Raw genomic sequence first — 11961 nt, forward strand, 5'->3', positions numbered from 1 at the left:
ATTGCGCCGCGGCCCAGCTGTTCGGATGAAACCGCCGATCTGGAGCGGCTTCAGAAAGAACCTGTTGAACTACCCGATACAGCCTTCGGCAAGTTCGGGCTCCGTCTACAAATCCGACTCACATGGCAAAGCTTCGCAAACACCATTCCTCGACCCCCTGCCTCAGGGTGGGCCCAGCGAAGTCCACGGCCTCGGCGCCTTCGCGACGCGCGCGTTGCCCGCTTTCGCATTGCTGGGTATCTACGAAGGCCGGCGCTACTCACAGCAAGAGATCGCCGCCAAGGTCTGGGATGGCCTGCTCACTTACCTCTTTACCTTGTCCAATCGGGAAACCATCGATGGCGCCAAGGGAGGCAATGGCACTCGGCACCTGAATCACGCCTGCGACCCGAACTGCGAGGCGGTCGAGGAGTACGACGACGCAGGCCAGTTGTTGCTGAAGTTCCAGACGATCGCTCCCGTGAACGCGGGGGACGAACTGTTCATCGACTATTGCCTGACAGCGGACGACGGCTCGCCGGCCTCGGACTATCCCTGCCGTTGCGGGTCTCCCAATTGCCGCGGCACGATGCTCGCAGACCTCGGCTAGCGCTGTTGCAGGCGCTGAAGCAGCTCTGCGCTCGGATAGCCGTCCGCGGGCAAGCCGACACTGCGTTGATAGCGGCGCAGGCCGTCACGGGTGGCGGGGCCCATCACGCCGTCGGGCGCTCCGCTGGCAAAGCCACGCTGATTGAGCGCGGTCTGGAGCTCGATCAGTTGGCTGCGCGTGAGAGCGGCCAGATCCCGCGGCCAAGGGGACTGCACGTCGGGGCCGCCAGTCAGGCGTTGCGCAAGAAGGCCGACCGCGAGCGCATAGCTGGTCGAGTTGTTGTAGCGCAAGATGGCTCGGAAGTTCGATCCGACCAGGAAAGCCGGCCCGCGCGCGCCTGCGGGCAGCAGGATCGTTCCGTCCGCAAACTCCGGCAGTGGCTGACCGTCCGCGCTTCGCAGCCCCTCGGCGGCCCATTGAGCGGTGGACTGGCGCACGGCTGTGTCGGCCCGACCGTAGTCGAAGCCGGTCGGCAACCGGACCTCGACGCCCCAAGGCTTGTCCGCCTGCCAGCCCGCGCGCGACAGGAAGTTCGCGGTCGAGGCCATCACGTCCGCCATGCTGCCCCAGATGTCACGCCGACCATCGCCATCGGCATCCACCGCGTAGGCCAGGAAGTTCGACGGCAGGAACTGGGTCTGGCCCATGGCACCAGCCCAGGAGCCGACCAGGTGTTCGCGATCGATGTCGCCGTTGTCGACGATCTTCAGCGCCGCGAGCAACTCAGCGCGCGCCCAGTCCGCGCGACGCCCCTCGAAGCCCAGCGTCGCCAGCGCGTCGATGGTCGGGGTACTGCCGTAATTGCTGCCGTAGTTGCTCTCCATGCCCCAGATGGCGACCACGATGCTGGGCGGGACGCCGTAGCGCGAGGCCGCCGCTTCGGCTTCGTTGCGAACCTGCAGGAGCTTGTCCTGGCCCGCCGCAACACGTTGGGCGGTCACGGTTCGATCAAGATAGTCCCAGACCGTGCGCGTGAGTTCGGGCTGCACACGATCCAGTTCGATGACGCGCGGCAGGTACTGGACATTGTCGAATGCGCTGCGCAGCGTGGCCTCGCCGATGCCTCCTGCGCGCGCGGTCGCGCGGAAGTCCGCGACCCACTGTGCGAACCGCTTGTGGAGCTCTGCGTCGTCCACGGCCGCGGGCATGGGCGTCGGGAGCGCCGTTGATGGCTGCGATGGCGCTGTAGATGGCACGGAAGCGCAGCCGCCCAGCAGAGCGACCGCGAGCGCCATCAGGGCAAGCCGGGGGAAATGCAGCGATGGGAAATGGGCTTGGTGCATTCTGACTATTCGCCACCGATCCTGGCGGCGACGCTCAATCCTGCATTGCCAACGGATTGGGAGCCGGCTCACCGATCTTCGTGAGTGTGTTGCGGTCGGTGTGATGAAAGGGTTCGGCAAGCCCTTGGATCTGCATGACGGTATCTTGGTTGTACGACCAGGTGCCATCGGCATTGAACGCGACCTCAATACGCCACTCCAGCGTGGTGAAAGCATGCTCGATGAACGCGTTGGACACGATGCCGTTCACGAGGCTCCCGCGCGTGGCGACGAGTTCAAAGCGGTCTGCGTCCGCCTTCACTTGGCCGCTCGCCATCGCTACCTGGCCTCGCGGAATCGCCAGTGTGTGCATGACGGTGCCGGTGGCAGGTTCCCACAACCAGTAGCCGACCTGATCGTGATACATCTTGGTCAGCCCCGGCTTGTGGATGTAGGTGTGATAGCGCAGGCCATACAACACTTGCGGGCCGTTGGTCTGGGGATCGATCGGCTGCAATTCGTAGTGCTCTCCATAGACCTGCGTCTTCGGTCCCTGCGCCTTGGGCTTGACGTCCACGCCCTTCTCGCCCTGCCACAGGCCCGCCATCCTGCGCAGCGGACCGAGGTTGGAGAGGGTTCTTCCATCCAGGTTGGAAGGCTCGGTGTAGATGTCGTCCGGAAACGTGGGCATGGGAGAGGCCGGGAAGTTGAGTGCAGTCGGCGAGTTCGATCGCCTGGTTCTGGCCCGCATCCTGCCACAACGGCGCCAACCGCAGCACGGCTGCTTGCGATGGGCGATCCATCGCCGATTACTACACTGGTCGGATGAGCCACCCCCCTCAACCGCATCGCGTGCGAGACCTCCTTGCTTCCTATTTCTGGAGTGGCGATGCCATCCGCAGTCGAAGCGTGAGTGATGTCGTGCTGTCAGGCACGGTCGACGCGCCTGCGCCCCCTGCGAGGCTGTTGGCAGATTGGGAAAGGGAGACATCGTTGCGCTTGGGCCTGGAACCCGGAGACGTCGAGGCATTGCCTCTGGCGCGAGCGCGTGCGCGCTGGCCGGACTACAGGCACTGCGTGAAGGCAGCATCCGATTGGACGCGCACGCTCGGTCTGCCCGAGGTGCTTGCCTCCTGTGACGTAGCCCTCATGGCCTGCCGCGGCGCGAAGTACCACCATGACGGCGCACGCTATGGCGGTGCGGCCTTCTGCAATCTCTTCCTGAGCGAGGACAGGGGTCTGGACCTGCATTTCCCCGCTACAGGTCATCGAATCCCGCTTGCCAGGGGTACGGCTGTGATATTCGATACGGGCCAGCCGCACGCCGTCATCAAGCGCCGGAGCGGCGGCTTCCATGTGGCCGACTTCGCGCCCGACCAGGATTGCACCCAGGTATTCCTGACCTGGGAACTTCCCATCGAGAATGCCGATGTCGCGCGCGCACTTCGGATCGACTTCGACATCGATCCTTCGACCTCGTTGCAACTGGATGAAGAGCAGGTCTGGCTGAATGGCGCACGGGCCAGTGTGTGTCCGGATTCGGGCCGGTGGTGCCGAGACCGCTGAGATCCTATCTAGGTTGGATCGCCCGCCTGATCCGATCTGCGTAGGTCGTCAACGTAGGTACCATCGCGACGACTTCCTCGAGCGTGCGTCGGCTCTTCGGCGCAGAAATCGTGAGCGCCGCCACGACCTGGCCATCTGTGCCCTGTATGGGTACTGCGGCACCGACGACGCCCACGATGTACTCGGACTCGTTGGCCGCATAACCTTGGTTCTTCACCTTTCGGAGGCGCTCGAGAAGCCCCTTCGGTTCGGTGACGGTCTTGGGCGTCAGCGGCTCCCAGGGGCCGGAGGCCATGAACTTTGCGAGTTCATCCGGCGGCAACGCTGCAAGAAAGACCTGACCGCTGGACGTGCAGTGCAGCGGCGCCTTTTGCCCAGCCTGGAACTGCAGCGTGAGCGGCGACTGGCCCATGACGCTTGCGATGTACTCGACCTCGCCGAAGGACATCAGTGCCAGCCCACAGGTCTCTCCGGTCTTTTGTGCAACGGCGGTCAACAGTGCCTGGATGGGCGCGTAGACAATCGTGGAGCTCAGGATCGAGGTCGCCAATCCGACCAGCTTGGGCGCGACGGCGTACTTGCCCTTGACCGGCATCTTCTGAAGAAAGTGCAGTTCCTCCAGCGAGGCGATCATCCGGTGAGCCGTAGGCCTGGGCAGATCGAGGAGGTAGACGATATCGGCTGCGGAGATCATGCCCATCTTGGCCGCCAGGTTGAGGACCGCGAACAGCCGTTCGACGGGCGTTCCTGCGACGGCTGTCGAAGTTTTCCTGGCCTTCCTGGTCGATGTGCTCATGACCGGATTATTGGGACTCTAGCGCCGTCCTGGAACTGCATAGCGATTCTTCAGTACGGCAACGAGTTGCGACGTGATCGAGCAAAGCACCATGTAAATCACGGCGACCGCCAGGTACATCTCGACGAGGCGCCCATCACGTTGGGCGATCTTCGACGCTGCACCCAGGAGATCGGTCACGGAAAGCACGTAGACCAGCGACGTGTCCTGAAACAGGATGATCGTCTGCGTGAGCAGGATCGGACTGACAACCCGCAGGACCTGCGGGAGGATGATCAGCCGATAGCTCTGCCACGTGGACATCCCCAACGCCCTGCAAGCGCCATACTGCCCCTTTGCTATCGCCTTGAACCCGGCGCGGATGATCTCCGCGTAGTAGGCGGCCTCGAACAATGTGAAGGTCACGAAGGCCGTCCACACGGGTCCGATCTGCACCGGCCTTGAAGCTCCTGTCATCCACATCAGCACAAGCGGCATCAGGAAGAAGAACCAGAAGAGCACCATGATCAGCGGGACTGAGCGAATCAGCGTGATGTACGCGCTGGCGAGCTGCGATGCCACCGGAACTTCAAGGTGCCGCACAAGAGCCAAGCCGATACCGAGCACCAATCCCCCGAGGAAGCCGACCGCGGTGAGCTCCAGCGAGAACACCAACCCTTTGAGCAGGAACGGGTAGGCCTGCGCAATCACGGAGAAATCGAAGTGATTCATGGCTTTGCAGCCTCCTTCCTCAACAAGAAGAAGCGGCGCCGCGCGATCGTGAGTTCCGAGCCAGGCGTGCGAAGGCGCCGTTCCAAGCCATGCATGATTGCGTAGACGAAGAGAGCGAGCAGCAGATAGAGAAGGGTTGCCGCGCCAAAGGCTTGGAACGTCTTGAAGGTGAACTCGTTAATTTGTCGGGCTTGGGCGGTGAGTTCGAGAAGCCCGATGGTTAGAGCTACGGACGTGTTCTTGAAGATGCCCATCACCTCGCTGGTCAGCGTCGGCATGATGATTCGCAGCGCCTGCGGAAGCAGGATGGTGCGATACACCCTTAGCTCGCTCATGCCGAGTGCCCTGGCTGCTGAACGCTGGCCGTAGGGCAACGCCTCGATACCCGCTTTGACTTGCTCGGCCACGCGCGCTCCGGTGTAGAGCGAAAGCGCGATGAGGGCCGGAACGAACGCACCCCAGGGGGGCGGCATCTTCTTCATCGCGCTGCCGAGATCGGCTGGTAGCAGTTCCGGCAGTACGAAATACCAAAGGAACATCTGGACGATGATTGGAATATTGCGGAAGACCTCCACATAGAGCCGCGCGGCCAGCGCTATGCCCCGGTTGGAGGATGTCCGGCAGCATCCGACCAGCACCCCCAAGACGAAGGCAAAACACCAGCCTGCCAGCGCCAGAGCCACCGTCCAAGCCAAACCATTGAGCAGCCAGGTGAGATACAGCTCCTCTCCGTCCTGGACTGTTTCGAAAAGGACTTCGAACACGTCGAGCTCCGGTCAGTTGCAGATGGTTCTTCAGTCGATCCTGTCGCTGGGCGCCTTGACTCGCTCCTTCAGCTTTTCCGTCATCGGAAAGGAAAGACTCACGTTGCGCGGCGGAATCGGCGACTCGAACCACTTCTTGTAGAGCTTGTCGTACTCGCCGCTCTTCATGAGGTTGCCGAGCACGCCGTCGACCAGGGCTTTGAACGCTGGATCGTCCTTGCGCAGCATCAAGCCGTAGTAGATGTTGTCGAAGCCGCCCGGCACGAGGGCAAACGATGCCGAGTTGCGCGAGTTGGCCTTCTCGCCCGCCAGCAGGATGTCGTCTTCGAGCCAGGCTACGGCACGGTTGCTGTCGAGCGTGAGCATCGATTCGCCGTGATCCTTGGCCGCGATCGTCACCAGCTCCATCTTCTGCTCTTCGTTGAACTTGCGCGCGAAGCCAACGGCATTGGAGCCCTGCGTGACCACGACGGTCTTGCCCTTGAGGTCCGTGGGCTTCTTCACGCCGGAGTCCACGCGCACCAGCCAAAGCGGCTGGCTGACGAAGGTCGCAACGGAAAAGCCGACCTGCTTCTGCCGCGCCGCATTGTTCGCGGTGCCACCGCACTCGACGTCGACAGTGCCGTTCACGACCAGCGGGATGCGATTCGACGAGTTGACCGCCACGTACTTGACTTCGAGCTTGGGCAGGTTCAGCTGCTGCTTCACCTTGTCCACGATGGCCGCGCACAGGTCCATCGAGATGCCAACGGGTTTCTGCTGGCTGTCCAGGAATGAGAACGGCACGGACGACTCGCGGTAGCCGAGCGTGATCGCTCCGGTTTCCTTGATCTTCTGCAGCGTATCGCCGCCCGCCTGGGCGAAGGTGGGCATGCTCGCAACCAACAGGCTTGCTGCTGCGATGGTGAGAAAGGACGACTTCAAGTTCATGAAAGATTCTCCTGCGGGCAATGGAAATGGATGGCGCTCAGTCGACCTGGGTCGCAGCGGCCGGATGGCCGGTTCGGTTCAAGCGCTGCTGGATCAGCGACACAACCTGGTCAACGTCCTCGGCGGTGTTGAACATGCCGAAGGAGATGCGAACACCGCCTCGCTCGGGCGACACGCGAACCTGGTTCTGCGTGAAATAGTCGTGCCACTCGGCAACCGGCAGATCCATCACGTAGATGTGCGCACGTCTGGCACGAGCGCGCGGTCCAACGAGGCGCACGTCGAGCTTTTCGAGTTGGGCGATCAGCCGATCACCGAGCGCGAGCACATGCTCTTCGATTCGCTCGACGCCGGTCTTCTGAATGAGACCGATCGAGCTCGACAGGGCATGCAGATCCGGAAGGTTGTAGTTGCCGAACTCGAAGCGACCCGCATCCTTGCGCGGTGCAAGATCGTCAGGCCGCGCTATGTAGTCTTCGGGGGGATTCGCCAAGCTGCTCATTGCCAGGTACGCCGGTTGAAGCTCATCGAGGCCGGCCTTCACGTAGAGGATGCCCAGGCCCTGGGGTACCAGCAAACCCTTGTGGCAGCCGGCGGCGAGCACAGAAACGCCCAGTTTCTTGACGTCGACCGGAACCACGCCGACCGACTGCATCACGTCGACAACCAGGTAGATGCCCTTTTGCGCGCACAGGCGGCCGATGCTGGCGATATCGTGCCGCTGGCCAGCATGGAAGGTCACGTGAGACAGCGAGATCACCTTGGTCGTGGCGTCGATGAAGCGCTCGAAGGTTTCCGCCGTCGCGATTTCATCGTCTGCCACCTTCACGAAGCGTACCTTTACGCCCTTGCGCTTGAGGTTGAGCCAGGCATAGGCGTTGTTCGGATGGTCGCCTTCGAGCATGAGGACCGTGTCCCCGCTCGCGAGCGGAACGGCATTGGCGGCGATGTTCAGTCCTTCAGACGTGTTCTTGGTGAAGGCGATCTCGCCGGGCGACGCGTTGAGCAGCGCAGCAACGTCCTCACGAGCACGCTCCACGCGGCGCATCCATACCGGCTTCGGCCCGGCCATTTCGTTGCCTTCGGCGAGAAATTCCGCGAGCGCCTGGCGGACGCAAGTCGCCATCGGCGTCTGGTGCGCGGAGTCCAGGTAGAGCATCCGCTTGGTGACGGGAAACTCCTGGCGGATGGAGTCGAGTTCGAGAGTGACTGACATGGTTTCCTCGGTTCATCAATCGGTGCCCCGAAACGGGGCGACTGGTGCACGGAACGCGTGATCACCGTGTAACGTCGATTGATGCGATGGCCCATCCTAGGAGCGCCATTGAGCCACCACGTCTCAATATTCGGCCAGGTCGAAGTCCGGGCTTACGAGGAAAAGCACCTGCAGGCCGCTCCAGAACTTGCGTCCGAATTCTGAGACGGAATTTAGTCGCCGAGCACCTCGGAGAGCGTCTTTCAAGCACTGTTCGGAGGGTCACCTCATTTTTTTGCGTCGCACTTTTCGGACGCGTGTTCAGTCCTCGGCGCCGCATGGGCAAATGCGAAGGGAGAGCCCCTGACGGACTGGCCAGTGGAATCTGTCATGTTGTTAGCATGGGTCGATTGAATGGTCGACCCGATAGAGAGAAGGCACAAGCCGTATGACGAACGCATCCAACCGACGAGACGAACTGAAGAAGCTGGTGCTCTGCGCCTCGTGCGCCGCAATCCAGCGCAACTGGCGCCGCGCGCCCGGGCATGCCGAACTCGTTCAGATGTCCAGTCGCAAGGCGGAGCGCAGCGATGGCGATAGCGGCGGTCACACGGTCACCATCACCAGCTACCGTTGCGACGCCTGCGGCACGCGGTGGGAGTACGAAAACGACAAGACGAACCAACAAGCGGGCTGGTCGGTCGTAGGGCAGTAGGTTCGCGCCTCAGGGTCGAAGGTCTGCTGGCCCGACTGTCGAAGCCCAGCATCTTGCGGGTAACGGCCGGTTTCGCTGCGGAGCGAAAGTTCAGATGCGGAGGTCGACGGACGACAAGGGGCCCGAAGCTGGTCTCTCACTTCCCCAGCACGACGAGCGGCTTCCCTTTTTCGACGATGTACGTGGCGAGCTCCGCCGCGTTGCCGCTGCCGACGTTCGTCACCCTGTGGTTCGCTCCGGCCGGAATGAACAGGACCTCACCGGCCTTGAGCGTCACCGGCGGCTTGCCCTCGAGCTGGTACTCCAGCAAGCCTTCGACGGCATAGACGATCTCTTCGCCCGGATGGCTGTGCTTGGGGGCCACCACCCCGGGGGCGAAATCGACGCGCACCTGGACGACCTCGCGTCCCGGCGCGGTGAGATCGTGCCGCTGGAGATCGGTGCGCGCGATTCCCGGCGGCTGCGCCTGCGGCATGTGGGCGTAGGCAGGGGACGAGAACACGAACAGGCTGACAAGCGCCGCACTGGCGGATGCGATGGCGAAATAGGTCTTCATGGCTGGCTTTCAAAAAGTTGAAGAGTGCATTGGAGACGGCGCTCGTATCTGCGATGTGTCGAGCGGCCGTCGATTTGCATTCCCGTGTGTTCTCGCGCCTGTCAGACACAGTGGCGTACAGAACGACTGCCGGCGTGCGGCGCATGGCGCGTGGGCGACGCGCAAACCCAAGATGAAACGTACTGTGTTGATTTCTCGTGCCGATACAGAGGCATACGTTCTGCGCTCCGGAGGCTCAGTTCCCCACTGAAAATTCGGCCGTCGTCAACCAACCCTCTGCGAAAGAAAACGTCATGCCATCTGCTTTCAGACACCTTGCCGTCGTCGCTGCCGCCGCTGTTTTCTGCGTCGCAGCCTGGGCGCAAACTGCCGCGCAAACTGCCACGGATATCGGCCGTCCCGCGGCTGTCATTCCGCTCGAATCGGAACCGCCGCCGAAACTCGTTGTGTATCCGCCGTTGGCCGAGCCTCTGGCTCGGGGCGTCGTCATCGTTCAGCACCGGACCGAGAACCTGCGGATCATCCCGGTCTTCGGCAAGAGCGCCGCCGAGGTATCGCCCCGTGTCGGCCACCTTCACGTGACAGTCGACGACCGGCCCGGCACCTGGGCCCACACGAGCGGCGATCCCATCATCGTGGTGGGTTTGAAGCCTGGCGTGCACAAGATGCTGATCGAACTTGCCGATCCGAGTCACAAGATCCTTGCCAGCGAAACGATCGCCGTGACTGTCCCGGAGCAGAAGGCGTCAAAGTCCCACGAGCACGGATAAGCCGTGCATGGGGCGATGCGCCAATTCAGGAGTCCTCATCGCCATCGCACGCCACGGGTGCAGCGGTCAGATTCACGACGATCTTGTTACTCCGCGCTGCGCTCCCGAGTGAATAGAGTTGTCTTGCGGCGCCATCCGAGGCGCGCCACAAGGAGCCGGCGATGACCAGTAAGACAAGCAAGCAAGCTTCCGGCCGAGTAGCACGGGCGCTCGAAATCTATCGAAGCATTGCCGCGTGCAATGCGTACATTGCACGCGGCAATGACGTCCACGCGCTCACAGCGGTGTTGATGTTGCCCTGCTACCAAGCTGAGTTCGGGAGCCTGGCGCTTGAGCTGACCCATGTGGAGGAGTACGAGCTAAGGTCTGTCCTCCGGCGGATTCGGAACTCTGAACTTGCCCTTCAAGAACGCGCTTCCGCAGCCATTGCATGCGAAAGCTCTGTCGCAGCGGATGGGGCGGGCTGAGGCAGTACCGGATGCGGACCCGTTGACGTGCCCGCCCTTTTTCGAAGCAGAATCCAGATTCCTCAACTTGGACCCCGGGGAGGAGGGACAAAATGGAAATGGAAGAAGTCAACGCGCGACTGCGTTCGCTCGAGTTGCGAACTGTCGCCCAAACCGCGGCGATCGCGGTTCTGCTCCAGGAGCAGCCCAATGCATCGGCAAAGCTGCACCTGGTCGCCGAGCACCTTGTCGACGCACCCCCGATCCCGATGTCTGACGAGGACCTGGTGAAGGTCGCGGCGTATATCCAAGCAATGCTTGGTGGTCCCTGGATCGACTGACTGCTGCCGCGTCGCGATCTTCGCCAGAACGAGAGGGGATTCGTTCAAAGTCAACGGCAGCTCCCGCTGCCAAGCGGCGCCCCACCGCCCCCTACGCCCCCATGAAGAACCTAGACGCCCCCACGCTCGCGCTGATCGACACCTGCTCCCAGGCTTCACTCGAACTGCTGGAACGCAACCTGACGCCGCACGGCATCCTGGCCGCGAGCCGTACCGAGGCGGCCGAGGCGCGGCGCTACACGCGCATCTTCGGGCGCGACGCCGCGATCTGCGTGATGGCGATGTGCGGCAGTGGTGTGCCGGCGCTGGAGCAGGGAGCGGTGGCCAGCCTCGACGCGCTCGCGGCACAGCAGGCGGCCAATGGGCAGATCCCCAAATACGTCGACCCGGAAGGCCGCGATGCCGACTTTTGGTACCTGGGCTGCATCGACGCCACCTTGTGGTGGCTGATCGCGGTGGATCATGTGCGCCGCCATGGCCGCGTCGGTCGCTCGCACTGGGGCCGCGAGGCAGGCCGCGCGCTCGGCTGGCTGCTGGCGCAGGAGCACCAGCACTTTCGACTGCTGCAACAGAACGAGGCCAGCGACTGGGCCGACATCATGCCGCGCTCGGGTTACGTGCTGTACAGCAACGCGCTCTGGTACGAGGTCAAGCGTCGCTACGCAATGGACGAGGCCGAGGCGACGCAGTACCACTTCAACCACCTGTTCAATCCGTTCCAGCGCAACCTGCCCGAGTACCATCGCGCCCGACTGCTGCGGCACTATGCGCGCCGCGGCCGGCGCGACCCGGGCCTGTACCTCAGCTTCGTCAATCTCTCGGTCGTCGGCGACGAGGGGGATGTGTTCGGCAACGTGCTGGCCATACAGAGCGGGCTGGCCGATTCCTCCATGGCACGCCGCATCGTCAAGACCATCAGCGCGGCGCGTGCCTGCGATCCCTACCCTGTGCGTGTGGTGCTGCATCCGCTGTCGCGTCAGCATGCGCTGTGGCGGCCGTATATGGCGCGCCATCAGCAGAACATGGTGCACCAGTACCACAACGGCGGCATCTGGCCCTTCGTCGGCGGCTTCTGGGTGATGGCGCTGGCCCGGGTGGGCCTGCACTCAATGGCCTGGCAGGAGCTCGCGCGACTGGCGCGCGTGAACGAGCTCGGCGACTGGCGTTTCACCGAGTGGTTCCACGGCCGCACGCTGGCGCCGATGGGGATGGCCGGGCAGAGCTGGAATGCGGCGACCTTTCTGCTGGCCAGGCGCGCCCTGCTGGGCGGCGGCGCAGGCTGGTGACGTCTCGTTACAGAGGCGACTCGGCCAGCCCGTC

Annotated in this window: 15 protein-coding genes; 7 read left to right on the forward strand and 8 right to left on the reverse strand. The window is 63.0% G+C overall.

What is annotated here, in order from left to right; translation table 11 throughout:
- Nucleotides 1–25 precede the first annotated feature (25 nt).
- Nucleotides 26–589 carry an SET domain-containing protein gene (locus tag ACSQ9I_RS26435; protein ID WP_436315045.1) on the forward strand — a complete coding sequence of 188 codons (564 nt, stop codon included), beginning with the start codon at nt 26–28 and terminating at the stop codon, nt 587–589.
- On the opposite strand, the gene ACSQ9I_RS26440 is transcribed toward ACSQ9I_RS26435, so the two are convergent.
- Both ACSQ9I_RS26440 and ACSQ9I_RS26445 read right to left on the reverse strand, forming a co-directional pair.
- Nucleotides 586–1872, reverse strand: coding sequence for a lytic murein transglycosylase (locus ACSQ9I_RS26440; protein ID WP_436315833.1), 1287 nt, complete (start codon nt 1870–1872; stop codon nt 586–588). The two genes, ACSQ9I_RS26435 and ACSQ9I_RS26440, sit on opposite strands and share 4 nt — an antisense overlap.
- A gap of 34 nt (nt 1873–1906) precedes the next feature.
- Nucleotides 1907–2542 (reverse strand): FABP family protein, encoded by a 636-nt coding sequence (locus ACSQ9I_RS26445; protein WP_436315047.1) that lies wholly within the window; start codon nt 2540–2542, stop codon nt 1907–1909.
- Nucleotides 2543–2676: 134 nt separating this feature from the next.
- On the opposite strand from ACSQ9I_RS26445, the gene ACSQ9I_RS26450 reads away from it, so the two are divergent.
- Entirely contained in the window at nt 2677–3417 is a 741-nt protein-coding gene (locus ACSQ9I_RS26450; RefSeq protein ID WP_436315048.1) for a hypothetical protein, read from the forward strand.
- Between the two features lie 4 nt (nt 3418–3421).
- On the opposite strand, the gene ACSQ9I_RS26455 is transcribed toward ACSQ9I_RS26450, so the two are convergent.
- The 5 genes from ACSQ9I_RS26455 to ACSQ9I_RS26475 are packed head-to-tail and all read right to left on the reverse strand — an operon-like array spanning nt 3422 to nt 7834.
- A complete protein-coding gene (locus ACSQ9I_RS26455) occupies nt 3422–4213 on the reverse strand; it encodes an IclR family transcriptional regulator (protein WP_436315049.1) in 792 nt (263 codons plus the stop codon).
- Between the two features lie 18 nt (nt 4214–4231).
- Nucleotides 4232–4924: an amino acid ABC transporter permease gene (locus ACSQ9I_RS26460; RefSeq protein ID WP_436315050.1), complete on the reverse strand. Its 693-nt coding sequence runs from the start codon at nt 4922–4924 to the stop codon at nt 4232–4234.
- Nucleotides 4921–5688, reverse strand: a complete 768-nt coding sequence (locus ACSQ9I_RS26465) for an amino acid ABC transporter permease (RefSeq protein ID WP_436315051.1) — start codon at nt 5686–5688, stop codon at nt 4921–4923. Before ACSQ9I_RS26465 ends, ACSQ9I_RS26460 begins: the two co-directional genes overlap by 4 nt.
- 30 nt (nt 5689–5718) lie before the next feature.
- Nucleotides 5719–6618, reverse strand: a complete 900-nt coding sequence (locus ACSQ9I_RS26470; RefSeq protein WP_436315052.1) for a transporter substrate-binding domain-containing protein — start codon at nt 6616–6618, stop codon at nt 5719–5721.
- Between the two features lie 37 nt (nt 6619–6655).
- Nucleotides 6656–7834, reverse strand: a complete 1179-nt coding sequence (locus ACSQ9I_RS26475; protein ID WP_436315053.1) for an aminotransferase class V-fold PLP-dependent enzyme — start codon at nt 7832–7834, stop codon at nt 6656–6658.
- 427 nt (nt 7835–8261) lie between these two features.
- On the opposite strand from ACSQ9I_RS26475, the gene ACSQ9I_RS26480 reads away from it, so the two are divergent.
- Nucleotides 8262–8528, forward strand: a complete 267-nt coding sequence (locus ACSQ9I_RS26480; RefSeq protein ID WP_093103801.1) for a hypothetical protein — start codon at nt 8262–8264, stop codon at nt 8526–8528.
- Nucleotides 8529–8664: 136 nt separating this feature from the next.
- Here ACSQ9I_RS26480 and ACSQ9I_RS26485 read toward each other — a convergent pair whose 3' ends face one another.
- Nucleotides 8665–9084: a cupin domain-containing protein gene (locus ACSQ9I_RS26485; protein ID WP_436315055.1), complete on the reverse strand. Its 420-nt coding sequence runs from the start codon at nt 9082–9084 to the stop codon at nt 8665–8667.
- 293 nt (nt 9085–9377) lie between these two features.
- Between ACSQ9I_RS26485 and ACSQ9I_RS26490 the strand changes: the two genes are divergently transcribed.
- The 4 genes from ACSQ9I_RS26490 to ACSQ9I_RS26505 all read left to right on the forward strand — a co-directional run bounded on the left by ACSQ9I_RS26490 (nt 9378) and on the right by ACSQ9I_RS26505 (nt 11927).
- Nucleotides 9378–9854, forward strand: coding sequence for a DUF6130 family protein (locus tag ACSQ9I_RS26490; RefSeq protein ID WP_436315056.1), 477 nt, complete (start codon nt 9378–9380; stop codon nt 9852–9854).
- Nucleotides 9855–10015: 161 nt separating this feature from the next.
- Nucleotides 10016–10321: a hypothetical protein gene (locus tag ACSQ9I_RS26495; RefSeq protein WP_436315058.1), complete on the forward strand. Its 306-nt coding sequence runs from the start codon at nt 10016–10018 to the stop codon at nt 10319–10321.
- 92 nt (nt 10322–10413) lie between these two features.
- Nucleotides 10414–10641 (forward strand): hypothetical protein, encoded by a 228-nt coding sequence (locus tag ACSQ9I_RS26500; RefSeq protein WP_436315059.1) that lies wholly within the window; start codon nt 10414–10416, stop codon nt 10639–10641.
- Nucleotides 10642–10742: 101 nt separating this feature from the next.
- Nucleotides 10743–11927: an amylo-alpha-1,6-glucosidase gene (locus tag ACSQ9I_RS26505; RefSeq protein WP_436309814.1), complete on the forward strand. Its 1185-nt coding sequence runs from the start codon at nt 10743–10745 to the stop codon at nt 11925–11927.
- The last annotated feature ends 34 nt before the right edge of the window (nt 11928–11961 follow it).

Origin of the sequence: Variovorax sp. LjRoot84, assembly GCF_964254305.1 — a bacterium.
GTDB lineage: Bacteria > Pseudomonadota > Gammaproteobacteria > Burkholderiales > Burkholderiaceae_C > Variovorax.

What these genes read in the sequence shown, in the direction of transcription:
- ACSQ9I_RS26435 (WP_436315045.1), top strand. Translation starts at nt 26, where the DNA reads ATGAAACCGCCGATCTGGAGCGGCTTCAGAAAGAACCTGTTGAACTAC.
- ACSQ9I_RS26440 (WP_436315833.1), bottom strand. Translation starts at nt 1,872, where the DNA reads ATGCACCAAGCCCATTTCCCATCGCTGCATTTCCCCCGGCTTGCCCTG.
- ACSQ9I_RS26445 (WP_436315047.1), bottom strand. Translation starts at nt 2,542, where the DNA reads ATGCCCACGTTTCCGGACGACATCTACACCGAGCCTTCCAACCTGGAT.
- ACSQ9I_RS26450 (WP_436315048.1), top strand. Translation starts at nt 2,677, where the DNA reads ATGAGCCACCCCCCTCAACCGCATCGCGTGCGAGACCTCCTTGCTTCC.
- ACSQ9I_RS26455 (WP_436315049.1), bottom strand. Translation starts at nt 4,213, where the DNA reads ATGAGCACATCGACCAGGAAGGCCAGGAAAACTTCGACAGCCGTCGCA.
- ACSQ9I_RS26460 (WP_436315050.1), bottom strand. Translation starts at nt 4,924, where the DNA reads ATGAATCACTTCGATTTCTCCGTGATTGCGCAGGCCTACCCGTTCCTG.
- ACSQ9I_RS26470 (WP_436315052.1), bottom strand. Translation starts at nt 6,618, where the DNA reads ATGAACTTGAAGTCGTCCTTTCTCACCATCGCAGCAGCAAGCCTGTTG.
- ACSQ9I_RS26475 (WP_436315053.1), bottom strand. Translation starts at nt 7,834, where the DNA reads ATGTCAGTCACTCTCGAACTCGACTCCATCCGCCAGGAGTTTCCCGTC.
- ACSQ9I_RS26480 (WP_093103801.1), top strand. Translation starts at nt 8,262, where the DNA reads ATGACGAACGCATCCAACCGACGAGACGAACTGAAGAAGCTGGTGCTC.
- ACSQ9I_RS26485 (WP_436315055.1), bottom strand. Translation starts at nt 9,084, where the DNA reads ATGAAGACCTATTTCGCCATCGCATCCGCCAGTGCGGCGCTTGTCAGC.
- ACSQ9I_RS26490 (WP_436315056.1), top strand. Translation starts at nt 9,378, where the DNA reads ATGCCATCTGCTTTCAGACACCTTGCCGTCGTCGCTGCCGCCGCTGTT.
- ACSQ9I_RS26495 (WP_436315058.1), top strand. Translation starts at nt 10,016, where the DNA reads ATGACCAGTAAGACAAGCAAGCAAGCTTCCGGCCGAGTAGCACGGGCG.
- ACSQ9I_RS26500 (WP_436315059.1), top strand. Translation starts at nt 10,414, where the DNA reads ATGGAAATGGAAGAAGTCAACGCGCGACTGCGTTCGCTCGAGTTGCGA.
- ACSQ9I_RS26505 (WP_436309814.1), top strand. Translation starts at nt 10,743, where the DNA reads ATGAAGAACCTAGACGCCCCCACGCTCGCGCTGATCGACACCTGCTCC.